This is a genomic window from Bacillus pfraonensis (genome assembly GCF_050768835.1).
GTDB classification, from domain to species: Bacteria; Bacillota; Bacilli; order Bacillales; family Bacillaceae_G; genus Bacillus_A; species Bacillus_A pfraonensis.
Genome location: NZ_JAHCDO010000008.1, coordinates 70,360 through 94,180, shown reverse-complemented (window position 1 = coordinate 94,180; position 23,821 = coordinate 70,360). Strand labels below are relative to the sequence as shown.

Below are 23,821 nucleotides of genomic sequence, written 5' to 3'. Positions count from 1 at the left end.
CCTCATTTTCACATAGCATTATAATGGTACGATAACTTTTATACTCGTTCGATTTTTCTCACTTACAATTGTAATACATCCGCCAATTAACCCTGCGCGCTCACGCATTGTTGTCATACCGAGCGATTTTTTCTCTTTTATGTCTTTTTCTATAAAACCAAGCCCGTAATCAACTATCTCTAAAGACACTTCTTTCTCCGTCACTCTCAAATAAATTGTGGCCTCTGTTACTCCCGCATGTTTACTCACATTATTTAACGCTTCTTGCCCAATTCGCCATAGCGTTTCTTCCACTACACGTGGTAAATCGCGCACACCTGTAACCTGTTCACGTATTTTCAAACCTAAATTTTCACCATATTGCTTTAAAGCGGGCAGTAATCCTTTTTCTAATCCTTCTGGGCGAAGTTGCCAAATAAGTGTCCGCATTTCTTTTAAGGCACCTTGCGCTAACTCTCTCATCTCATAAAGAGATTGATCTACTCTTTCATTTTGTCCCTTCAAAACAGCTTCTGCGCCCTTCGTCATGAAGGTTAATGAAAATAGCTTTTGTGAAACTGAATCATGCAAATCCCTTGCCAAGCGGTTTCGTTCTTCCATTCGGACAAGCTCACGGCGCTGCTGGTTTAATCGTAAATTCTCAATCATTAATGAAATATGATTCGTTAACGCTTGAAGAACATCTACGGCATTTGTATCAAACTCACCCTTGTTTGAACTCACACATAAAACGCCGAACACATGATTTCGAATATGTATTGGAGCTGCAATAATAGAACCATTAGGATGAACGCTATTTCCCACTTGTCTTTTCATTAAAATAGGTCGATTTTTTTCTATCGCTTCCTTCGCTGCCCTCTCTAAGCCAAAATCCACTTGTACTGTATGCTTCTTATAGCAAGCTCGCATAGAGAGCTTTTCCTCTTTTATAAAAAATGAAACTGGCTCCCATAGAAATACATCTCCCACTTGTTTCACAACTTCTTCTGGCAATGTACTTAATTTATGAATTTTTCTTAGTTCCTGAATAAATCGCTCTAGTTTCACATAATAATGAGCTCGTTTCTTTTCATTTTCATATAGTTTCGTTCTTTTTAAAGCTGTCCCAATTTGCAAAGCAACCGATTGCAACAGCATAAGTTCTTCTTCAGAAAAATGTATTTTCCCTGGACCTGCAACATTTAAAACCCCAAAATCTTCTCCACCAGCTTTTAATGGGACAGTTGCATGATGAAGGATCCCCTCAGTGTCACCCCAATTATTTTCAACCGCGTTGTTAATTCGTTTACATTCAATAATATTAACAGCTCGCTCTAATTTCCCCTCTACAAAACGGCGTAAACACCAACATTCTCCTTCACACATTGGCCTTTTATTTTGAAAAGAAAGCGCTGCTGGTAAATGATAATCAATTAACTTTGTATACCTACCATTTTCATCAGCAAGAAAAATCCATCCTGTTGTTAATCCTGTTACATGCAATAACTTCTCTAATACTGCTTGCAACACATGATATGTATCATTAGATGTATTTAATGTTTCTGCAATCTCTTTTAATATAGCTAATTCACTTATACGGTTTTCTTGAAACATAAATTGTCTCCTACATACAATATTTTCTTTTCTCATTGTACCAAATTCAATATCTTTTCAACCAAGCTAACTACTTTTTCACTTTTTACTTATTCACAACATTGATATAATGGTTAAAAATGTAGTTTTCATTATATCACCTGAGGGGGCTTTCACAATGACATTAAACAAGGCACTTACAATCGCTGGTTCTGACACAAGCGGTGGTGCTGGTATACAAGCAGATTTAAAAACGTTCCAAGAACTTGGTGTATACGGCATGACATCTCTTACAACAATCGTAACGATGGATCCGCATAACGGCTGGGCACATAACGTATTCCCTATTCCTGCTTCTACACTCAAACCACAATTAGAAACAACAATTGAAGGTGTTGGTGTTGATGCTTTAAAAACAGGTATGCTTGGATCTGTTGAAATCATTGAAATGGTTGCTGAAACAATTGAAAAGCATAATCTACAAAATGTAGTCGTAGACCCAGTTATGGTTTGTAAAGGTGCAGATGAAGCGTTGCATCCCGAAACAAATGATTGCTTACGCGATGTACTTGTTCCAAAAGCATTAGTTGTTACACCAAACTTATTTGAAGCCTACCAATTAAGCGGTGTAAAAATTAATTCACTTGAAGACATGAAAGAAGCTGCTAAAAAAATTCATGCTTTAGGTGCAAAATATGTATTAATTAAAGGTGGTAGCAAATTAGGTACAGAAACTGCAATTGACGTATTGTACGATGGAGAAACATTCGATTTTCTAGAATCAGAGAAAATTGATACAACAAATACACACGGCGCAGGTTGTACATACTCTGCAGCAATTACAGCTGAACTTGCAAAAGGTAAATCTGTAAAAGAGGCTGTAGCAATCGCAAAAGAATTCATCACAGCTGCAATTCGTTACTCTTTCAAATTAAACGAATACATCGGACCAACACATCACGGTGCATATCGTAAATTTGCTGCTGGAAAAGAACTTGTATAAGAAATAAAAAACAAGCTATCCATGGATAGCTTGTTTTTTATGATGCTAATTTATCTCTATAATCCCAAAACTTTTTACCTTTTTGTTGTTCCACGTGAAACAACAAAAAAAGTAAAAAAGAGCGACGAATCGCTCTTTCTCTTCAACAACACCTTGATATTTTTCCACCTTTCGCATTGAATCTAGCTTCTTGCGCCTCTGCAAAAAACTGTTTTTGACATAGAATCGGTTCTTCCGGGTGGTGCTGTTTCATATGAATAACATACGTTTCATAACTTGGTACTCCAACAAGCAAACTAATAAATTGCTTTCGCGATTTCCACACCTTCCCCAATTTTTTAAGCATAGTTTCTCGACTCACTTTCATCTCTTGAAATATATGGCGCTTCTTTTAATGGTGTTGCTTTATTTTGCAACACTTTAATCCATATACGAATCGCAGAAATAAGAACTGCGATAACAACTACCATGAAAATCCCACAAAGTGCTGCATCGATATAATCATTGAAAATAATTTGCTTCATCTGTGCCACATTTTTGGCTGGTGCTAGTATTTTCCCGTCATCTAAAGCATTTTGAAATACTTTTGCATGCGATAAAAATCCAATTTTCGGATTCTCATGAAATAATTTTTGATAGCCAGCTGTCATCGTCACAATCAACAAGCCTACCGTTGGGATAAGTGTAACCCAAACATATGCCTTTTTCCCCATTTTGAACAATATCGTTGTTCCAAGTAATAAAGCGATTCCAGCTAGCATTTGGTTAGCAATTCCAAAGAGTGGCCATAATGTATTTATACCACCGAGTGGATCAACTACACCTTGGTATAAGAAGTATCCCCACCCCAACACACATAACGTTGTTGCAATCACATTAGCCAGTGTAGAATCTGTTTTCGCAAACGGTTTATATACGTGTCCTAAAATATCTTGGATCATAAATCGTCCTACACGTGTACCAGCATCAATTGTAGTTAAAATAAATAGCGCTTCGAATAAAATAGCAAAGTGATACCAGAACGCCATCATCGCAGTGCCACCAATTACTTGTGAAAAGATATAGGCCATTCCAATCGCTAATGTTGGTGCTCCTCCCGTACGAGATAATATCGTTTGTTCACCAACGTTTACAGCCAGTTCTTTTAATTCATTTGGTGTAATCGTGAATCCCCAAGAAGAAATTACTTGAGCCGCTTGTGAGACATCGGTCCCGATAAGAGCTGCTGGACTGTTAATTGCAAAGTACGTTCCTGGTGTTAATACACAAGCCGCAATCATTGCCATCGCTGCAACGAACGATTCCATTAGCATTGCCCCGTAACCAATTGGCTGGGCATGTCCTTCTCTTTCGATCATCTTCGGCGTCGTACCAGAAGAAACTAAAGCATGGAACCCTGATACAGCCCCGCATGCAATTGTAATAAATAAAAATGGAAATAGATTTCCAGAAAACACTGGTCCTGTTCCGTCAATAAACTTGGACACAGCTGGCATTTGTAAGTCTGGCGCTACAATGAGGATCCCGATTGCTAACCCAACAATCGTACCCACTTTTAAAAAGGTACTTAAATAATCACGTGGAGCTAAGAGCATCCACACCGGTAATGCAGACGCAATGAAACCGTATACAATAAGCATAATTGCAATTGTTTCACCACTAAAAGTAAACATACTTGCAAGTGTAGGATTCTCAGCTACATACTGTCCTCCCACAAGAGATAAAAGAAGTAAAATAATACCGATAACGGATCCTTCCCCAACTCGTCCAGGACGAATGTAACGCATATAAATACCCATTAAAATAGCGATTGGAATTGTCGCTGCGATTGTAAACATTCCCCAAGGGCTACCAACAAGCGCTTTCACAACTACTAAAGCTAATACCGCTAATAAAATAATCATAATACCTAAAATACCAATCATCGCAATCAATCCTGTTACAGGACCAATCTCATCTTTAATCATTTCACCTAATGATTTTCCATTACGTCTCATTGAAGCAAATAAAATAACAAAATCTTGTACTGCTCCAGCAATTACAACTCCAACAATAATCCAAATTGTTCCTGGTAAATATCCCATCTGCGCTGCTAAAATTGGACCTACTAGCGGGCCCGCTCCAGCAATTGCCGCAAAGTGATGTCCAAATAATACCCATTTATTTGTTGGAACATAATCCTTCCCATCATTTAGCGTCTCAGCAGGTGTTTGTCGATTATTATCTAGTTCAAATACTTTTCGTGCGATAAATCTACTATAAAAACGATACGCAACCGCATATACAGAAACCGCTGCGACTAATAACCATACAGCATTAATCGTTTCGCCTTGTGATAAAGCAATGACACCAAATCCAGCTGCTCCTATTGCTGCGATTACACCCCAAAGTAAAATTGACTTAAATGCCTTCACATACAATCCCCCCTATACTACTTCTTAGTGGAGATTGTACTAAATTTTCTGAATATTTTAGTCGAATCCTCCTTATCATGAAGGATTCTTATGTTAACATGTTGAAATTCACCTATGACTTGTCATAATTCAATTTTATTTCGAAGTCGTTTTACATAATTTCGACTAACAGGAATCGGCTGCTCATCATACCTTTCTAAATAAAGATTATAAGTTCCGTTATAATAAGGCTTTAGTTCTTGAACATACATAACATTTATTAAATAACTTTTATGAACGCGCAAAAAATCATATGCTGTTAATTTATTTTCTAATTCTTGGAGTGTGTATGTTGAAATATACTGATTATTTGTTGTATATATTGAGACAGTTTTATTCTCCTTATTTTTACTTACATATACTATATTCTCTGGGAAAAGATACGTAATTCCTTCATGACTTTCAATCGGAAGTTTGCGCAAATGATTTTTTATACTCTTTCCTTTTTCTTGTTCTAGTCTATGCAAAAGAAATTGTAAATCTTCCGCATGAAAAGGTCGTAATAAATAATAAAACGCTTGGAAGCGAAAGGCTGTTATCGCCTCTTCTATATTCTCACCTATAAAAATAAACTTTGTATCGCTACTTAATTGCTGTAATAAGCTAGAGAATTCAAATCCTGTGCCATCCTTTAATTTTGTATCTAAAAAAATAAAATCAGGAATATGCTTTTTGGCTACTTGTAAAGACTCCATCCCTGTTCTTGCTTCAAAACACTCTATATTTCGAATATTTTCTGTAAATATCTCAATTAATCGATTTCTATTTTCTGTCTCTTCCATGATAAGTAAAATTTTCATCTGCCCAACCACCTAATTGTTTTGTCCATATGTCTTGTTGTATACATTCGCTTTAGTACGAAACAATCCCTTTTTCTATGCATATTTTCTATTGAATAAGCTACTCTTCTTCTCAATAATAACAAAGGAAGGAAGTCTTTTGGACCTCCTTCCTTTGTTATACTAATTCTCTTTGCTTCGTTTCCTGTCCAAGTACAACCACTGCAAGCACCCCTATTAAAATGGAACTGCAAAAGATTGTAAAGATCAAAGAGAGAGAAGCTTGAGAAGCAACAAGGTAACCTACTAACAACGGACCAAGAATACCACCAATACGACCAAATGCTGCAGCCATACCAGCCCCAGTACCGCGAATCACTGTCGGATATTGCTCAGGTGTATATGCATATAGTGCACCCCATGCTCCTAGATTAAAGAAGGATAATAACATTCCTGCTACTAACAATGTCGTGAGCGATTCAGCTACTCCAAAGACGTAAGCACTACATGCTGTGCCAATTAAATACGTAACTAATACAAATTTACGACCGAGGCGTTCAATAAACCATGCAGCAGTAAAATACCCTGGAAGCTGTGCCAATGTCATAATTAACACATACTGGAAACTCTTTATTAAACTAAATCCTTTTAACACCATCACACTTGGCAACCAAAGGAACATGCCATAATAAGAAAAGACCACACAGAACCATAAAACCCATAGCATAATCGTTGCTTTTCTATATTCTCCAGACCAAACCGCTTTTATATTTGCAAGAACAGATTGTTTTTTCTCAACCTTTTCAAACCTTGGTGAATCCGGTAAATTCCATCGTAAATATAACGCATAAAAAGCGGGGATCGCACTTAATACCATCGCTATTTGCCAACCGTAGTTTGGAATGACAAAATAAGAAATTAAAGCTGCAATTAACCAGCCACCCGCCCAAAAACTTTCTAGTAATACAACAATTTTTCCACGTTCATGAGCTTCCACACTTTCAGATACAAGCGTGGAAGCAACTGGTAATTCCCCGCCAAGGCCCATACCAATTAAAAAGCGTAATATGAGAAACATAGTCAATGTTGTTGTTAATGCCGTTAAGCCGCTACCGATAGAAAATAATAATAACGTTATAATAAAGACCGATTTTCTTCCCATCTTATCCGCTAGTATCCCAAATGCGAGTGCACCAACAGCCATCCCGATAGAATTGATACTTCCTATCCAGCCCATCTCTTGGCTACTTAGTCCCCATTCTTTTTGCAGTGCAACGATGACAAATGAAAGCATACCCACATCCATTGCATCAAATAGCCAACCTAGCCCCGCTATTCCAAGAAGCTTGCGCTTTGAAATTTCTTTTACATTCCCCACAAGAAGTCCTCCTTACACAGGTGTCTTTACACATCATTTTACATGTGTGTATTGTATAAGTAAAATAATTTCATCCCTATTTTTACTTAAAGGTTCCTTTTTAATCTTCCCATAAAGTGGAGCTTCCATTAGTAGGGTTTTACTAATGGTTTGCCCTCAACAATTGGGCTTTTACGAGCAATGATTCTCCACTTATCTTCTTCGTGTTCCTCTGAATCTTGAGGCGTGGGTCTTACTCCCCTAAAATAGCGGGATAAAATGAAGGTTAAGAATGCCACATATTCAACTTTCAAAAATAAAAAAAGCAGCGATATTTCGCTACTTTTTCGAACGCATCACTGCTTTTAGAAATTCAGCTAATACAAGCTGACGACGCCAACGCGTCGGATTACTACATAGACGGTAAAACCATTCTAAATGAATGGCTTGAATCCATTTTGGTGCACGTTTTACTTCTCCTGCCCAAACGTCCAAACTACCGCCTACACCAACAGCTACCTTTGCTTGCAAACGATGTTTATTATTTTGGATAAAGTTTTCTTGTCTTGGGAACCCAAGTGCTACAAGTAATAGATCTGGCTTTGCTTCTTGAATACGAGAAATAATATCTTCTTCCTCTTCTTGCTTGAAATATCCATCTTGTGTTCCTACAATAGATACAGCTGAATATGTTTTTGTTAAATGATCAGCAGCACCTTTCACAACATGCGGTTTTGCTCCAAGTAAAAAAACAGATACAGATTTATTCTCTTTCGACAACGCCCCAAATAAATCACTCATTAAATCAAAACCTGCTACACGCTCTTTTAATGGCGTGCCTAGCATGCCGCTTGCTTTTACAACTCCAATACCATCTGGTGTGATTAAATCAGTTTTCAAAAGTGTTTGATGAAAACTTGGATCTTTTTTCGCACACATTACAATTTCCGGATTCGCTGTTACAACTTGAAATGTATGAGTTTGTTCTAATTCTAACTGCTTCATGATATATTGAATTGTCTCTTCCATTGTCATCGTAGAGAAAGGGACACCTAAAATATCAACTGTTTGTACTGCCATAATTATAATCCTCTCTATTTCAATAAAAGTTTTTTATATGCTTTATGAGTATCTTCATATAGATTTCGTAATGAGAAATGAGAAGAAGCATGCTCATACAAACGTTCACCCATCGATGCTAATTCACCATTCATCCATTTCTTATAGCTTTCCTCTAATGCACTTGCTAATGCATGCACATCACCAATTGGTACAATCCATCCATATGTATGATCAACAATCAACTCTTCCATATCACCAACATTTGTTGCAATAGAGGTTAAGCGTTGATTTGCTGCTTCTAATAATACAAGTGGGAAGCTTTCACTATAAGAAGTTAATAAATTAATATGAGAGGATGCATATAATTCTTTAACATCCGAACGATACCCTAAAAACATCACTTTATCTTCTAAGCCTTTCTGCCTTACTGTCTCTTTCAATTCTGTTTCAATTGGGCCATCTCCAACTAATAATACCTTAATGTTAGGAATTGTTAGTTTTTGCAAGGCATCAAATAAAATATTATGTCCTTTTACAGGATGAAGACGGGCTACTTGAATGGCAATAAAGGTCCCTTCTTGTACACCTAATTCATCTTTCATATTATAAGGCTTTGTTGGAAGGTTATCATACTCAATCCCGTTATAAACGGTACAAATTTTATCTTCTGGCACACCTAGTGCTACTGTATTTTTCTTAAAACGTTCCGTAATGGCAAAAAATAAATCCACTTTCTTATAAGATTGCAAATTTAACTTTGTAAAAATCCAACCTTTTAAACCGCGCTTCATAAAATCAAGAGTTGGATCACTATGAACTGTTGTTACCCATTTTGCACGTATCTTCCTTTTTAGAAGAGAAAGATAAAAGTTCGCGCGCGCACCATGTGTATGTACAATATCAAAGTGTTCTTCGTTAATAAACGTACGTATTTTGGAAAGAATTGATATGTCATAACGAGATGATTGGGAAAAAACGTGCACCTTAATTCCAAGCTCTCTTGCTTCTCTAGCAATTGCACCTTCTTCAAACACAAGTAATTCAACTTCATCTTTTGGAAATTGCGACAAAAGTGAAATAATGTGAGTTTTCCCGCCACCTTCTTCTGCTCCAGCATTCATATGCAACACTTTCATCTCTGTCTTCCTCCATCTTTATGTTCTCTTATAATTACTATAACAAAAAATAAAAGCTAACGTGACGCTAGCTTTTATTTTTCTATCATTCAATTTCTAAATCAACAATTAAATATGCAAAGATTACAGCAAAATAAATACTTACTCCAGGCGCCGTTAATACATGTCCCGCTATAAATGCGATACCCAGCGCTAAACCTAATGCAGTTGCTAATAATCCGTATTTGACTGTAAATACATCCTTAAATCTAGTTACTAGTACGAGAAGAATTTTCACACCGAAGTATAAGAATGGGATTAAAAGTAGAGCGAAACCGACAATTCCAAATGAATAGAACCAATCATGAAAATCTCGTTCAATTAGCTTCGGATATTCTTTGAAATTCCCAGCATACCCCATGCCTAATAATTTTTGAGATGTTGGAGCTTTTGCATAGTAGTCTTTGTACATTTGTTGGAATAGCTCACGCCCACTAAAAATAATTGCTTGTGTTTCTTCTTTTTTCTCTACTTCTTTTTCTTTCGCTATTTCTTTTTCTTGTTCCTCTTTTGTAACAGAAGGTTTATTTTGTTTCTTTTCTTCTTTCTTTTCTTCTGCCTTTTTCGCTTCTTGTTTTTGCTCAAAAATTTGGAAGTGAAGTCCTATATTTTTTAAGAATGGTGAAAATGGTGTATACGCTAATACTCCAGCAAAAACGACAGTTGCTAGAATACCATTCAATAAATATGGCTTCTTCTTTCTATCTTTACGCTGCAGGAATGCTTGAACATAGCACATGAAAACAGCAACAACCATTGTACCAAAAATTGCTCCAAAACCAACCTTTGTACCAACAGCAAATAATGAGAAGATAATTAAAATAGAAGGAATCCAAAAATAACTCTTCGCTATGCTTGTTGTTTTCTCAATTGAATATAGGACAACAATTGGACATATAACTGCTAAAATAGCGCCTAATTCATTTCCTGCATAGAACCAACCACGTGAACCAAGTTTCACCCATTCGTAGCTGTTATAATCCGTTCCTGTCGCAATGGAAATAACCATGATACTATTTATAATTAACGTTGCATACACAATATAGTTACGCATTTTGGAATACGCATTTGTTTTTTCTCTTAATGATTTAAATACAAAAATGTAACAAGTAAGCATAATTAATGGGTATAATGATTTTGCTATGAATTTAACTTCTTCTCCTAACATAATAGGGCTTTTGACAAGTTTATTATTTACTAAACCTATAGCAAAAACAACACCTACTACTATTAAATAGATGATATATTTACGATTTTCTTTTTCTTTTGCTTGAAGCAAAATATAGATTCCACCAAGAGCCATTACTAATAAACGCGTAATAACTCCAATTGTTGTATCGATTTTCAAAACCATGATGCAAAATGATGTGAGTAAGTCTAAAACTGGCTGTAACATAATGAAAATCAATAAAAGATTTCCAAATTTATTACCTAAACTATTATTTTCTAACATCTCGAACCCCCATAACTATCATAACCTTATCTCACTTTATACAATCTACAATAAACCTTTAACTCGTCTCAAATATTTATTATAACATAATTTTTCAGTTAACCACTTGCTATTTTCAACTACTATCTATATAGATAATAGATAATAAATCTCTTCCTTATATGTTGCATATCCCGTATTTTCAAACGCTTTCTTTCCTCGTTTTTTCTTTTTTTCTACATGTAACGAAAAGTAATTGTTATTTCTAAAACTTTAGTGTATATTTTGCTCTGGAACATCTTTAAGAGGAAGGGATTAAAGCCATGTTATTAATCGAAATATTTACGTTTCTCGGCATTATCGCCGCTGCCATTTCTGGTACATTAGTTGGTTTAAAGAAAGATTTAGATTTATTTGGTGTCCTTTGTTTAGCTGTAGCTACTGCACTTGGTGGCGGAATTATTCGTGATATTATGATTGGTAACCTACCTCCCGTTGCATTTGTACAACCGATTTACTTTTTTGTTAGCGTATTAGCAGCTCTCTTTACTTGTATGTTTTTTGAACGTATTAATAAACTTCAAGTTGTCATTATGCTTTCAGATGCTGTCGGTTTAGGCGTTTTTACTGCTATTGGCGCAAATGCTGCCATGTCACATCACGTCGATGCTTCCTTCTTAGTTGTTTCGATGGGTGTTATTACAGGTATTGGCGGAGGGATTTTGCGTGATATTTGTGCTCAAGATATTCCCTATGTATTCCGTAAAGAGATCTATGCAATTGCTTCTATTTTAGGTGCAATTAGTTTCCTAATTACGTATGAAATGGGTGCACACGTATTAGCCTTTTATATTTGTTTACTAGTAACATTCATCATACGTGTAGTCACTGTTATATATAATGTGCATTTTCCAGTCTTCTTTAAAAGTCATGCAAAGGCAAATGCTAATAAAGTGAAACTTTAATCAGTGGGGGTTTTCTTCATTCCCCACTGATTATTAGCCCTCACCAATCGGGCTTTTACGGGCAGTTGACCTCCCATCTAACTTCTTTGCTTTTGCCGAATTTTGAGGTGGGAGGCTTACTGCTCGTTAATGCGGGGTAAAAGTCATAAAGAGAATTCAAAGGGAATTCTCTTTATTTATGCCTAAAAAGAAAACTCACCACTTAAAAAATGGTGAGTCTTCTTTTCTCATATACCTCAGTATGTCCCCGAAAGATACAGAATAAAAATATCCTGCTCCAAAAAGGTTTTATTCTATTTTTTGAAAAATAGCTTTTGACAATAGAATGACAACATATAGACACCTAAACTTTGTAGAATGAATAAACTTGGTATAGTTAAATTACTATGTATCATATCCTTATTTAAAAGTTTCATGCCAATATATCCAGTTATAAGTAACAGTAGAAACATATAACCTTCGCTCTTTTGTTTCTGAATAAGAAAATGTAAAAGCGCAATTGACATAAATAAAGTTACAGCTATAAAGATGAGTTTTTCACCTTTTAGCAATGCCCCATTCATTCCTTCTGAAGATAGCTGATCTGCACTTGGCTTAACGACAGCTAACCGTTCTGTTTCTAACTCACTTACATTTTGATTTAGGCGTTCTTTCATGCTTTTTGCTTGAACCGTTTCTTGTTTATTACGCCCTTCCCCAATTAAAACCGATTGCATATACGCATCATTAGAAATGGTATATTGTTTTATTCCCATTGCTTGAATCCCATAGTTGATACCAAAATGAGTAGCATAAAATACAGCCAAAACCCCGATCAGTTTTAACAATACATTTTGTTTATCTGCACTTTGGAATATTTCCACTAGTAAGACATACATAATTACTAAAGTAAGTATAAATACCCCTACTGGATACATCATATTACTAAGAGCAAATAGTATCGCAGCACATGCCCATGTGTAAGAATGACTCAATCCTTTATGCAGTAAGATGTAACTCGCAAAGTAAAATAGAAATATAGAGAGTGATTCCCCTGTTAATAATGAACAAGAAAGAATATTGGGCAAATATAGTGAGTAAAACACCGCCGCGATTCGACCGCATTCTTCTTGAAATAAAATTGCCGCAATTCGATAAATGAAAAATGCTGTTCCTGCGCAATATAAAACATTACATAATTGCAACACAAATGTAGCATCGCCAAATACACGAATTAATACTGACTCATATATAATGAAAGGTATTTGACTAACAAGAGTTATATTACCGCTTCCCAGCGCAACTTGTTTTGCAGTCTCATACATGGCCCTCATATCTCCTATAACTGGAGTATCAAAAAAGAGAACTGCTCCAAGTCTAATAAGCACCGTCATACTCATTAGAAAAATGAGAAACTGTTTATCCGTAAATCGATATTGCAAAATAGAAGAGAGAAGTAACAGTAGTATAACGAAAATCGAGAGCACAATCGCTAAACTTGTAGCACTTCCTCCTAAAAACTGCTTACTTCCCTCAAAAGCGTTCCAGCAAGAATAAACAAAAAAGGCAAGCATAGTTCCAATAATCATTTTACTAAAAAAAGATGAAAATCCTGTTTGTAGATGATTCATATGTATATTGCACCTCTATTTCCATTCATGACAAAACGATTCTATCATGAATGGACTTGTGACAGGTAGAAAATTTATCCCGCTATTTTAGAACAGTAACACTCCACCTCAAAATTCAGCGGAAGCAAGGAAAGTTAGGTGGGAAATGAACTGTCCATAAAAGCCCGATTGGTGAGGGCTAATAATCAGTGGGGGATGAGAAAAAACCACTGATTAAAGTTTTACTTTATATGATAAAAATATAACAGTTACTTTTTCACTTGCAATGTAAGCGAAACCTCTTTTACACTACAACCTATACAAAACAAATTTTCTTTCAGTTATACGAATAGAAATACAATATTATTCTATTTTAATAAAGTATACTTCTTATCGAATCTCAATTATCGAAATAACAAATTGTATTCGAGAGAAGGCACTAACCTTTTTTATACAGAAAACAGGCATGCCACTCTGATTGAAAACATAAATAGGAGTCGATTATATGGATAAGAAATTTATGAGAGAATCAAAAGCAATTAAAACAACGCGTGTTTTTCCAAACGATTTAAACAACCATCAAACATTATTTGGCGGAAAATTATTAGCGGAAATTGATAGTATCGCATCTATCGCAGCAGCAAGACATAGCCGAAAACATTGCGTAACAGCTTCCATTGATTCCGTAGACTTTTTAACCCCAATCCACCAAACGGATTCCGTTTGCTATGAGGCATTCGTTTGCTACACCGGGAGATCTTCTATGGAAGTATTTGTGAAAGTCGTTGCAGAAAATTTATTAGAAGGAGAACGCCGTATCGCTGCAACTTGCTTCATTACATTCGTAGCACTAAAAGATGGAAAGCCATCTTCTGTACCACAGGTGCTACCAGAAACAGAAGAAGAACATTGGTTACATAAAACAGGAAAAGAACGTGCACAAAGTAGAAAAGATAACCGTACAAAAAGTAGAGAAATGGCCGATGTATTAACATTGAATAAACCTTGGAACGCATAAATTAAAACTTCTTTCAAAAAGGTTGATACTCTCTTAGCGAATATAGGTCCACTATATTCGCTATTTTTTAAAATATATATGAATCCAACTTGATTTTCCAACATATAAATTGTGGCTATGAAGAACAGAAAGAGACTTTCACTCATTTTCTCCTTCTGTTTTTACATAGCATAGGGCTAAAAAAGGCAATGACCCTGTACATGAGCAGATTCTCTCTCCCACCTAAAAGGAATGGTTTTATGTTGGTCTTTCAATCCGTATTTATATTTATCCAAACATATCTTTTTACAAAACCCATATCATTCGTTTTATCTACTTCATATATCTTCCTAACCAATAGTTGATTTACAAAGTTTATGTGCGGTACACTTATATCCGTAGTTATTGACTACCAATACTAATTTATTGAATATGGAGGAAATCTCTTGAAGCTTATACAACGAATTAAAAACAATCCACTTTATAGCAAAGTAAAATCAATTCCTGCTATTAAAAAATATTCTCAAAATAAAACACTCCGTATTCGAAGAGCAAATATGGAGCAGTACGGATTAAAAGCACTCATCCTAATGCAGGAAGCGTTTGAAGCTGCCGGTCATACATTTTGGTTAGATTATGGGACTTTATTAGGCGCTGTACGTGAAAAAGATTTTATCGGACACGACGATGATATTGATGTTGGAGCTTTTTACGTAGATGAAAATATGAGACAAGCTATTGAAGACCAAATGAAACAAAGAGGATTTATAAAAGAAAGAGCATTTATAATTGATGAAAAAACAGTAGAGGAAACATATGTATATAACGGCGTATACGTTGATATTTTCTATTACTTTAAAGAAGCAAATCATAAAATATGGTGCTATTTCTTCGAAGGCGGTAAAAATGTAGTGTTCGAAGATCATGAAACATACCGTGTTTCAACTGGCTGGAAAACAAAAAAGGCCGTCTCTACATTCGCAGACATGGGAGCAATCTCGTTTAAAGGTGAAACATTTGCTGTTCCTAGTAATTATGAGCAGTATTTAACAGACAATTATGGACCAAATTATATGATTAAAAATGCAGATTGGGATTCTTCTAACTCTGCTTCTAATATTGAATTACTTCCTATAGAACATGCAGAAGGAATCTATTTCAATAATTAATACAATGATTATGAAAGATACGTATTTAACTTTCATTTGTGTGGAAAGGTGAAATTATGCAAAAGTCACTTGTCTCAAATATTTTTTATAAAATATTGCTGAATACCTTTAATATTATTCTCCCAATTCTAGTAGGCCCTTACGCATACAGGATGCTCGGTGCTGATTCAATGGGAACTGTTAACTTTGCTGAAACGATTTTTAATTATTTTTTCATTTTTGCTGTATTTGGTGTATATCAATATGGATTGCGTGAAATTAGCTTAGTGAAAAATGATAAAAAGAAAGTTTCACAATTATTCACGAGTCTATATGTGATTAACTTTACAACCAGTATTCTGGCTTTAATAGCATTTTCACTCTTTAGTTATATTGGATACGGAAACCAAGATTTATTTCCTGTACTTCTCATTTTCGGATTCAACTTTATTGCAAATTTATTTTATGTAGAGTGGTTTAATGAAGCACATGAGAATTATGATTTTATTACGAAAAAAACCGTTATTGTTCGTCTGATTTATGTTGTGCTTCTTTTCACTTTTATTCATGGAGCAGATGACTATAAGCAATTTGCCGGTTTATTAGTTCTATCAACATTTTTAAACCATACGATTAGTTTTATATATGTGAAACGACAAGTTAAGTTTGATTTTTCCAATTTAACAATTATTCCACATTTAAAGCCTTTATTTTTAGTTGTTATCTTTTCAAACGCTAATATTCTATACACACAGCTAGATCGCCTTGTTCTAGGAGAATATGCCGGAAAAGCTGAAGTTGCTTTCTATGTAATGGCCTTTCAAATTATGACCATTATTAATACACTTATGTTAAGTGTTGTACAAGTTACAATTCCAAGACTCTCCTATTTATCAGGTAACGCAACTGAAGGAGAATATGAATCATTACTAAATAAAATCTCAAAAGTATATTTCATTACTCTGTTTCCTGCAGCGATTGGATTAATGCTTATTGCTCATGGAGCTGTTGTCATTTACGGCGGAAATGAATTTGCTGGAGCTGGTAACACCTTAATCGTGTTTGCATTTTATATGATTTCAGTAGGAATTGAATCTATTTTATCAAACCAAATTATTTACGTGAAAAAGAAAGAAAGTATTTTAGTACGCTTTTTATTCATTTGCGGTTTCATAAACCTTGCATCTAATATTGCGCTTATATACTTTGATGTACTTACACCAACAACAGCAATTTTCACAACAACAATTGCTAACTGTTTATTAATTATATTCGAATATATTTATGTAAAAAAGAAATTAAAAGTAAATTACACATTGTTCGACATGCAAAAGCTACGATACCTGTTTTATTCACTGACATTTTTACCAATATCATTCTTAGTGAATACAATAATTTCAGCACAAATCCTACAAGTTATCATCACAATGTTAGCATGTGGATTCGCTTATGCACTTATCCTATTCATAGCGAAAGATGAAATTCTCTTTATGCTATTAGACAAACTAAAAGCACGATTTAAAAAAGCTTAAATGCAACCTCTTAAAGGAGCTGTTACAATTGAAATTCTCTTTAATCATGGCCACTTGTGGTAGACGTGATGATATTCTTGATTTACTACAATCATTAGAAAAACAAACATATAAAAACTTCGAACTTATTGTAGTTGACCAAAACGATACACCAATTTCTGATCTATTTGAGGATTACAAAGAAAAGTTCGCCATTAACTATATTTATACCCCTATTAAAGGGTTATCCCGTGCCCGTAATACAGGATTAAAAGTAGCTGATGGCGATATCATTGCTTTTCCAGATGACGATTGTATCTATGAAACAAATGTGTTAAAAAGCATTCTAGAAACATTTAACAGCAATAAAGATATTCAGTTTATATCAACGAATACTACAAATGTAGAAGGAACCGGCTCATTAATACTCGCTCCAGAAACAGATATTATTTTAAATAATAAGTACGGATTCATGGGACCTTCCTTCACACTATTCTTTACAAAACAATTTGTACAAGATGTTGGTATGTTTGATGAAGATTTAGGTGTTGGATCTGGAACAATTTACGGAGCTGGTGAAGAAACTGATTTCGTGCTGCGTGGTATGAAAAATGGATATACAGGACTATTTAGAAAAGACCTATTCGTATACCATCCAGTAAAAGAAGAAGTGATTAATGAGCAATCATTAAAAAGAGCTATTTCCTATGCCGGTGGTTTCGGAAGAGTAATTCGTTTACATTATGGCTTTCCTTACTTTTTACGCGCGGTTGCAGCCGCTACATTCCGTATGACACAAAATATTTCGAACGACAAACGTAAATTCCATGCAAATCGTTTAAAAGGAATCGTTCGAGGGTATTTTAAATAGAAGAAAAATAAGAGCAAACGAATTTAACGTTTTCTCTTATTTTTTCCCTTTAAAAATGCAATTGTTTCCTTTAACCCCTCAAGATAAGATGTCTGCGGTACTTTGCCAATGTGACGCTCATATTTTTCCCCGCTCAATACAACCGGTTCTTCTGTCAAATATAACATTTCTACAAACTCTTTCATTTGTTTATCAAATAGGCCAATCATTCCGATTATACGTTTTTTTACAGTCATTATAGGTTTTGTATATCCAGTTAATTCTCTTATATGCGTAATCATTTCTTCGCCTGTAATTACACCTGATCCTGGTATGTTCCAGTTTTGCCCATATGCATCATCACGTAATGTTAATTCAACAATAGCTTTAGCTCCATCCGGTGTAAAAATATATTCCCTAGCAAGCTTCTTATCCCCAACAAAACTAGATATTCTATTTGCAAGAACACCTTGCAGTGTATGATGAACGAGTGTACTTTCCGCATTTGGGCCATAAAAATCTGGAAAATGAGCAATAAGTACCGGCACCTCTGCTTGCTTCGCCATCCATTCAAGCTGTAAACGAATTTTCCCCTTCTTTGTGTGCGGATCCTTCACAGCCTCTTCCGTTACCTTCCCTCCGCCTTGTCTTCCATACGCATAAATATTATCTATCATCGCTAATTTAGCACCGTGGTGTTTCGTCGCTTCTAATATATTTTTTAGTAACTCTGGTTGTTTTATCTCCCAATCTGTATACGGTATATTTACAGCATGAAATATAACATCTACATCTTTAGCAGCTTCCATTATATTTGCTTGCTTAAATACATCTCCTGCTACTATTTGTATTTTTTCTTCATCGTAAAACAGCTTTTCTAATCTCTCCTTATTTCTCGCAAAAGCAATTGTATCAATCCCTCTCCCGCACAACTCCTTTGTAATCGCATACCCCATTGCTCCAGATGCTCCCAACACTAGCGCCTTTTTCATCATCATATCCCCCTTTAATTAACCGATGTTCAATTAATGTTAAAAAGAAAATCACTTACATTAGAAGTGATTTTGCAATAAAATTCACATGTTCTTTAGCTAAATCTTGTACATCTTCAAACGTTTGACCACTTCCACAATAATGTGCAACAAATCCATGTAATGATAAAAAAACAGACCATACTGTCATTGCGTTTATATTTCCTTTACATAAAGAAGATATAACAGAAGCGAACTTTTCATAACTAACATTTGGTCCATCTGCTAAACATTCTTTTAATTCGTCATCTTTAATCAAGAACATGATTTCATAATGACTTTGATTTCGTAAACCGAATTCAATAAATCCAAATAAAACCGATTTTAATTGCTCTTCTCGCTGTAAATTTTGAGCATTAATTTCATCTAGTTTTTCATTTAATAATTGAAAATCTTGTTCAACCATCGCATAAAAAAGCTCCGCTTTATTCTTAAAATGATAATAAATTGAACCATGACTATACCCTAATTCTGTTGCAATTTTACGCATGGAAGTATGCTGATATCCTAATTTTATAAATAAATCTCTCGCTGCATTCATAATCATTTCTCTTGTTAATTCTTGTTTAACTGCTTTTCTTGGCGACATCTATCATACCTCACAATTTAATTAACCACCGTTCAATTATATTATATTCCTTTCCCAGAAAAAAACAACCTTGTTTTTGAAAAAATATACATTTTGAAAGGATGGTATTATCTCTAAGAATTTAGTATCATGATTCAAGATACTATTTTGAAATGGACGGAGGACACTATGAGCTTATTAACAGTTGAAAATTTAGGTCATACATTTGGTGACCGCACACTATTTAAAGACGTATCAATGCGTTTATTAGCAGGAGAACATGTTGGATTAGTTGGCGCAAACGGCGTTGGCAAATCAACATTTATGAATATCATTACTGGACAACTTATCCATGACCAAGGACGTGTAGAATGGACACCTGGCACACACTACGGATATTTAGATCAACATACCATTTTAACACCTGGCAGAACAATTCGTGACGTATTAACAGATGCATTCTTACCTTTATTTGAAAAAGAAAAAGAACTCAATATCATTACAGAAAAAATGGGAACGGCTACACCAGAAGAATTAGAAGAACTTCTAGACCAAATGGCAGAAATACAAGATGCACTTGAAGCAGGTGGCTTCTACTTACTAGATATTAAAATCGAAGAGGCGGCACGCGGTCTTGGAATTGATGCAATTGGATTAGACCGTGATGTTTCTGCGTTAAGTGGTGGACAGCGTACAAAAGTATTACTTGCAAAGCTATTACTTGAACAACCAGAAGTACTATTACTGGATGAGCCGACAAACTATTTAGATGTTGAACATATTCAATGGTTAACAAATTACCTGAAAGAATATCCACATGCATTCCTTTTAATTTCCCATGACACGGAATTTATGAACAGATGTGTGGATGTTATTTTCCATCTAGAATTCTCAAAAATGACGCGTTACACAGCGACATATGAAAAATTCCTAGAGCTAGCTGAAATCAATAAAAATCAACATTTAAACGCTTATCAAAAGCAACAAGAATTTATTAAAAAACAAGAAGATTTTATCGCAAAAAACAAAGCTCGTTATTCTACAACAGGTCGTGCAAAGAGCCGTCAAAAACAACTTGATCGCATGGAACGCATCGATCGTCCAGAAACAGCGATTAAACCAGAATTCTCTTTCAAAGAATGTCGCGCAAGTAGTCGCTTTGTCTTTGAAGGTGAAGACGTAGAAATTGGATACACACATGCATTATTACCAAAACTAACGATGACAATTGAACGTGGAGAAAAAATTGCAATTGTTGGATGTAATGGTGTTGGTAAATCAACATTATTGAAAACAATCCTAGGTAAAATTAAACCGTTAAGCGGGAAAACAAGCCTTGGTGATTTCTTAGAACCAGCATACTTTGAACAAGAAGTAAAAGCTGATAACTTAACACCTATCGATGATGTTTGGAATACATTCCCGAATCTAGATCAACATCAAATTCGTGCAATGTTAGCAAAATGCGGACTAAAAAATGAACATATTACTCGTCCATTAAGCCAATTAAGCGGTGGAGAGCAAGCAAAGGTTCGTTTATGTAAACTCATGGGTGAAGAAAGTAACTGGCTATTATTTGATGAGCCGACAAATCACCTTGATGTTACGGCAAAAGAAGAGTTAAAAAAAGCAATGAAAGCATACAAAGGAACAATTCTTCTTGTATGTCACGAACCAGACTTTTACCAAGATTGGATAACAAAAGTTTGGAATGTAGAAGAATGGGCCGAGCAAAAAATCTAACCACACCTTTTTCTATGTGGCAGTATAGAAGTTCTAAACTGCCACATACTGTATATCAATAAGACATCATCATGTTGGAAGCTATAAGTATGCTTTTTAATTCCTATGAATTTATGTTCTTCTTGCCTATAGAAATTATTGGATACTTCTTATTACAAAAAGTAAATCGAAACCTTGCCAAACTTTTCTTAGTAGGTATGTCTCTCTACTTTTATGCATATTTCGAAACAAAGTATCTAATGCTAATAGGTGTTTCATTATTTACCAATGCCATTATAGGTAACCAAATTTCACTGTAGAAAACGCAAAAAAACCATCACTGATGAAAAGGCTTATGAACAAAGATTATCAAATTTCACAAATGAAGTAATGCATTTTGATGCTTCTAAATTAACAAATACAGATGTAAAACTTAACTAAAAAAGCCCTCCCATAAGTTGATTTCACCACTTATGGGAGGGTCTCTTTTTTACATAAAATTACCTCATTCTATATAGTTATAAGGAACTACAATAAAATACATTTTTTTAAAACTTCTAACTATGATTTTTATCTTTAATATTTTTCTATTTTATAATTTTATTAATACATGCTATCAACAGATTTTTTCTTATTAAAAATATGAGTAATACCAATAGCTGCTAAAACAACCATAGGCATTGTAGCAGAATAATGATATCTTGGTGCTACTTCTACCAACATTTGCGCTAATGTTAACCCTATCGTGTAAAGACAAATAATGAAAACTGAAGATTTATTTCTATTTTTAAATGCTTTCACGACACCTAAAAGCGAAGTTGCAATTAAGAAATAATAAAAAACATTAGATATTACGGCGTATCGTACTGGATGATCCAAGACGGGTTGTGCATATCCAGCAGCCTGACTATCTTCACCTAAAAAAACGATAAACTTATCAAAAAATAGCTTTGAAAAATCTATGTTACCACTTTGTATTCTCTTCTTTGCTTCTTCTAACATTTGTTTTTGAACCTCATTCGCAGTCCATCCTGGTTTATCATTGTAATATATCAGCAATTCAGAATCTGCCGCATTCCATGTTCCTGAACTTTCTGTGTTAAATCCTACATAAAAATTGTATCCAGGTGTTGAGGCTATCTCTTCACCTAAACGCAATGTTATATAATGATTTGCTGCTGAAGAAAAAACAAAGTATCCCAATAATATAACACCTAAGTATGTTGCCTTACTTACAAGTAGTTTTTTATTTCCCAAGTGCCTTGTATCTATTATGAAAAGCCATATAGCTAAAGCTATAATCGGTACCGCCGCAATTGGACGTACCATATTCATTAATGCAAGTAATAAAGCTAATAACACTGAATAAAAGAGCAATTTTTTAATACTGATACTTGGAAGTTTCTCATAAACAATAATCATGATTGCCCAAATTAATAGCAATATTGTACAATACAACGGTTCCGACATTGCAAACATATTATAGATAGTTTGTGAAGGTAAAAGAATCCATAAAACACTTGCAGTTATTGCTGTTCTCACACCGCTAATTCTTCTGCATATAAAATATATTAACCCCATCGATATCGTCGATAAAACCACATTAACAATTGGAGGTATCATATAACTTACTCCAAATATTTTAAAGATAATACTTAGGAACGATGCATACCCAAAAATATGGGGAAAGAGCGCTACATATCTACTGCTAATAACGAAATCTTTACTGAGTGATTCAGCAGTATAATAAAAAGTTGCATAATCAACAAGTGGCTCAATTTTATACATGAAAATCCAAGTTAATTTAACTGCCAAACAAATGATTAATAATACCAAGAAACATTTTGTTTCATTTAATTTTTCAAGATACAATGAACCTTTTCTTAGAATAAAAGTTCCAATCAAACACAAAAATAAAAAACTAACTAACAAAAATACATAATTATATTTTTGCGTATCAGAGAAATAATTAATAATTAATAATGCAGCAAAAAAACCGTAAATAATATATATGGCTCTTGCCGAAAAAGTTGATAATCCTTTAAAAAATGTGTTCAACAATTACACTCCTTTTAAATTATATTTATATAACGATATTACAACAGCACCTTTATCACACATTAACGGGCATTCCCTACTAAAGGAAGCTTTACTTTATATGATTTGTGCAGAACGTTCAAAAAACTGCTTTTCATTATTTTATAAAACAAAAAAACCCTAAAATTCCTGAATAATATTTACACCATTAACACAACTCTTACATATCCCAGTTATTGAATTCCGCTACAAATTACTATACATTAATAACACTTGGATTGCCATATTCGTTTTAGCCCCAGCCATTATACTATATATAAATCAAATTTATAAAAAACGAACCTTTTAGCACCCTATATTTAAATGATTTATACTTATAAGGACTAATAATAACGTAGCATTTTAATCAAAAGTCCTCCAACTTCCCCTTAATTTTTTATATCCACTATTGTTTTATATCATAATTAAAAGATTTAATTGCTATACCATATTGAAATGTTAATCTACCCAAAATATGTAACATGTTACTAACAATTATGCTATAATTGTTAGTTGTTATGTATGAATAAC

The 23,821-nt window shown here is 34.4% G+C and carries 19 protein-coding genes; 7 read left to right on the top strand and 12 right to left on the bottom strand.

Annotated features, from left to right (window positions below; genetic code table 11):
• Window positions 1-18: 18 nt before the first annotated feature.
• The gene (locus tag KFD70_RS09280; RefSeq protein WP_336451478.1) at window positions 19-1,593 is read right to left on the bottom strand and encodes a GAF domain-containing sensor histidine kinase; all 1,575 of its coding nucleotides are present in this window, start codon (window positions 1,591-1,593) and stop codon (window positions 19-21) included.
• Between the two features lie 157 nt (window positions 1,594-1,750).
• Between KFD70_RS09280 and pdxK the strand changes: the two genes are divergently transcribed.
• On the top strand, window positions 1,751-2,575 hold the full coding sequence (gene pdxK, locus KFD70_RS09275) for a pyridoxine/pyridoxal/pyridoxamine kinase (RefSeq protein WP_336451477.1): 825 nt from the start codon (window positions 1,751-1,753) through the stop codon (window positions 2,573-2,575).
• Window positions 2,576-2,717: 142 nt separating this feature from the next.
• On the opposite strand, the gene KFD70_RS09270 is transcribed toward pdxK, so the two are convergent.
• The 7 genes from KFD70_RS09270 to KFD70_RS09240 all read right to left on the bottom strand — a co-directional run bounded on the left by KFD70_RS09270 (window position 2,718) and on the right by KFD70_RS09240 (window position 10,854).
• Window positions 2,718-2,921, bottom strand: coding sequence for a YbdD/YjiX family protein (locus tag KFD70_RS09270; protein ID WP_336451476.1), 204 nt, complete (start codon window positions 2,919-2,921; stop codon window positions 2,718-2,720).
• On the bottom strand, window positions 2,914-4,989 hold the full coding sequence (gene cstA / locus KFD70_RS09265) for a carbon starvation protein CstA (protein WP_431613146.1): 2,076 nt from the start codon (window positions 4,987-4,989) through the stop codon (window positions 2,914-2,916). Before cstA ends, KFD70_RS09270 begins: the two co-directional genes overlap by 8 nt.
• 122 nt (window positions 4,990-5,111) lie before the next feature.
• Window positions 5,112-5,828, bottom strand: coding sequence for a LytR/AlgR family response regulator transcription factor (locus KFD70_RS09260; RefSeq protein ID WP_336451474.1), 717 nt, complete (start codon window positions 5,826-5,828; stop codon window positions 5,112-5,114).
• Between the two features lie 157 nt (window positions 5,829-5,985).
• Window positions 5,986-7,185 (bottom strand): MFS transporter, encoded by a 1,200-nt coding sequence (locus KFD70_RS09255; protein WP_336451473.1) that lies wholly within the window; start codon window positions 7,183-7,185, stop codon window positions 5,986-5,988.
• Between the two features lie 318 nt (window positions 7,186-7,503).
• Window positions 7,504-8,244: a WecB/TagA/CpsF family glycosyltransferase gene (locus tag KFD70_RS09250; RefSeq protein WP_336451472.1), complete on the bottom strand. Its 741-nt coding sequence runs from the start codon at window positions 8,242-8,244 to the stop codon at window positions 7,504-7,506.
• 14 nt (window positions 8,245-8,258) lie between these two features.
• On the bottom strand, window positions 8,259-9,362 hold the full coding sequence (locus KFD70_RS09245) for a glycosyltransferase family 4 protein (RefSeq protein ID WP_336451471.1): 1,104 nt from the start codon (window positions 9,360-9,362) through the stop codon (window positions 8,259-8,261).
• Window positions 9,363-9,447: 85 nt separating this feature from the next.
• Window positions 9,448-10,854 (bottom strand): O-antigen ligase family protein, encoded by a 1,407-nt coding sequence (locus KFD70_RS09240; protein WP_336451470.1) that lies wholly within the window; start codon window positions 10,852-10,854, stop codon window positions 9,448-9,450.
• 302 nt (window positions 10,855-11,156) lie between these two features.
• Between KFD70_RS09240 and KFD70_RS09235 the strand changes: the two genes are divergently transcribed.
• Window positions 11,157-11,798 carry a trimeric intracellular cation channel family protein gene (locus KFD70_RS09235; RefSeq protein ID WP_174100878.1) on the top strand — a complete coding sequence of 214 codons (642 nt, stop codon included), beginning with the start codon at window positions 11,157-11,159 and terminating at the stop codon, window positions 11,796-11,798.
• Window positions 11,799-12,091: 293 nt separating this feature from the next.
• On the opposite strand, the gene KFD70_RS09230 is transcribed toward KFD70_RS09235, so the two are convergent.
• Window positions 12,092-13,408: a hypothetical protein gene (locus tag KFD70_RS09230; protein WP_336451469.1), complete on the bottom strand. Its 1,317-nt coding sequence runs from the start codon at window positions 13,406-13,408 to the stop codon at window positions 12,092-12,094.
• Window positions 13,409-13,892: 484 nt separating this feature from the next.
• Between KFD70_RS09230 and KFD70_RS09225 the strand changes: the two genes are divergently transcribed.
• From KFD70_RS09225 to KFD70_RS09210, 4 genes are all read left to right on the top strand, one after another.
• The gene (locus KFD70_RS09225) at window positions 13,893-14,405 is read left to right on the top strand and encodes an acyl-CoA thioesterase (RefSeq protein ID WP_336451468.1); all 513 of its coding nucleotides are present in this window, start codon (window positions 13,893-13,895) and stop codon (window positions 14,403-14,405) included.
• A gap of 425 nt (window positions 14,406-14,830) precedes the next feature.
• The gene (locus tag KFD70_RS09220; protein WP_336451467.1) at window positions 14,831-15,553 is read left to right on the top strand and encodes a LicD family protein; all 723 of its coding nucleotides are present in this window, start codon (window positions 14,831-14,833) and stop codon (window positions 15,551-15,553) included.
• 56 nt (window positions 15,554-15,609) lie between these two features.
• A complete protein-coding gene (locus KFD70_RS09215; protein ID WP_336451466.1) occupies window positions 15,610-17,064 on the top strand; it encodes an oligosaccharide flippase family protein in 1,455 nt (484 codons plus the stop codon).
• Window positions 17,065-17,092: 28 nt separating this feature from the next.
• Window positions 17,093-17,914: a glycosyltransferase family 2 protein gene (locus KFD70_RS09210; RefSeq protein ID WP_336451465.1), complete on the top strand. Its 822-nt coding sequence runs from the start codon at window positions 17,093-17,095 to the stop codon at window positions 17,912-17,914.
• Between the two features lie 23 nt (window positions 17,915-17,937).
• Here KFD70_RS09210 and KFD70_RS09205 read toward each other — a convergent pair whose 3' ends face one another.
• Window positions 17,938-18,885 carry an SDR family NAD(P)-dependent oxidoreductase gene (locus tag KFD70_RS09205; RefSeq protein WP_336451464.1) on the bottom strand — a complete coding sequence of 316 codons (948 nt, stop codon included), beginning with the start codon at window positions 18,883-18,885 and terminating at the stop codon, window positions 17,938-17,940.
• Window positions 18,886-18,940: 55 nt separating this feature from the next.
• The gene (locus tag KFD70_RS09200; protein ID WP_336451463.1) at window positions 18,941-19,513 is read right to left on the bottom strand and encodes a TetR/AcrR family transcriptional regulator; all 573 of its coding nucleotides are present in this window, start codon (window positions 19,511-19,513) and stop codon (window positions 18,941-18,943) included.
• A 129-nt stretch (window positions 19,514-19,642) separates the two neighbouring features.
• On the opposite strand from KFD70_RS09200, the gene KFD70_RS09195 reads away from it, so the two are divergent.
• Window positions 19,643-21,235 (top strand): ABC-F family ATP-binding cassette domain-containing protein, encoded by a 1,593-nt coding sequence (locus KFD70_RS09195; protein ID WP_336451462.1) that lies wholly within the window; start codon window positions 19,643-19,645, stop codon window positions 21,233-21,235.
• A 582-nt stretch (window positions 21,236-21,817) separates the two neighbouring features.
• Here KFD70_RS09195 and KFD70_RS09190 read toward each other — a convergent pair.
• Window positions 21,818-23,272 carry a glycosyltransferase family 39 protein gene (locus KFD70_RS09190; protein WP_431613145.1) on the bottom strand — a complete coding sequence of 485 codons (1,455 nt, stop codon included), beginning with the start codon at window positions 23,270-23,272 and terminating at the stop codon, window positions 21,818-21,820.
• Window positions 23,273-23,821 lie beyond the last annotated feature (549 nt).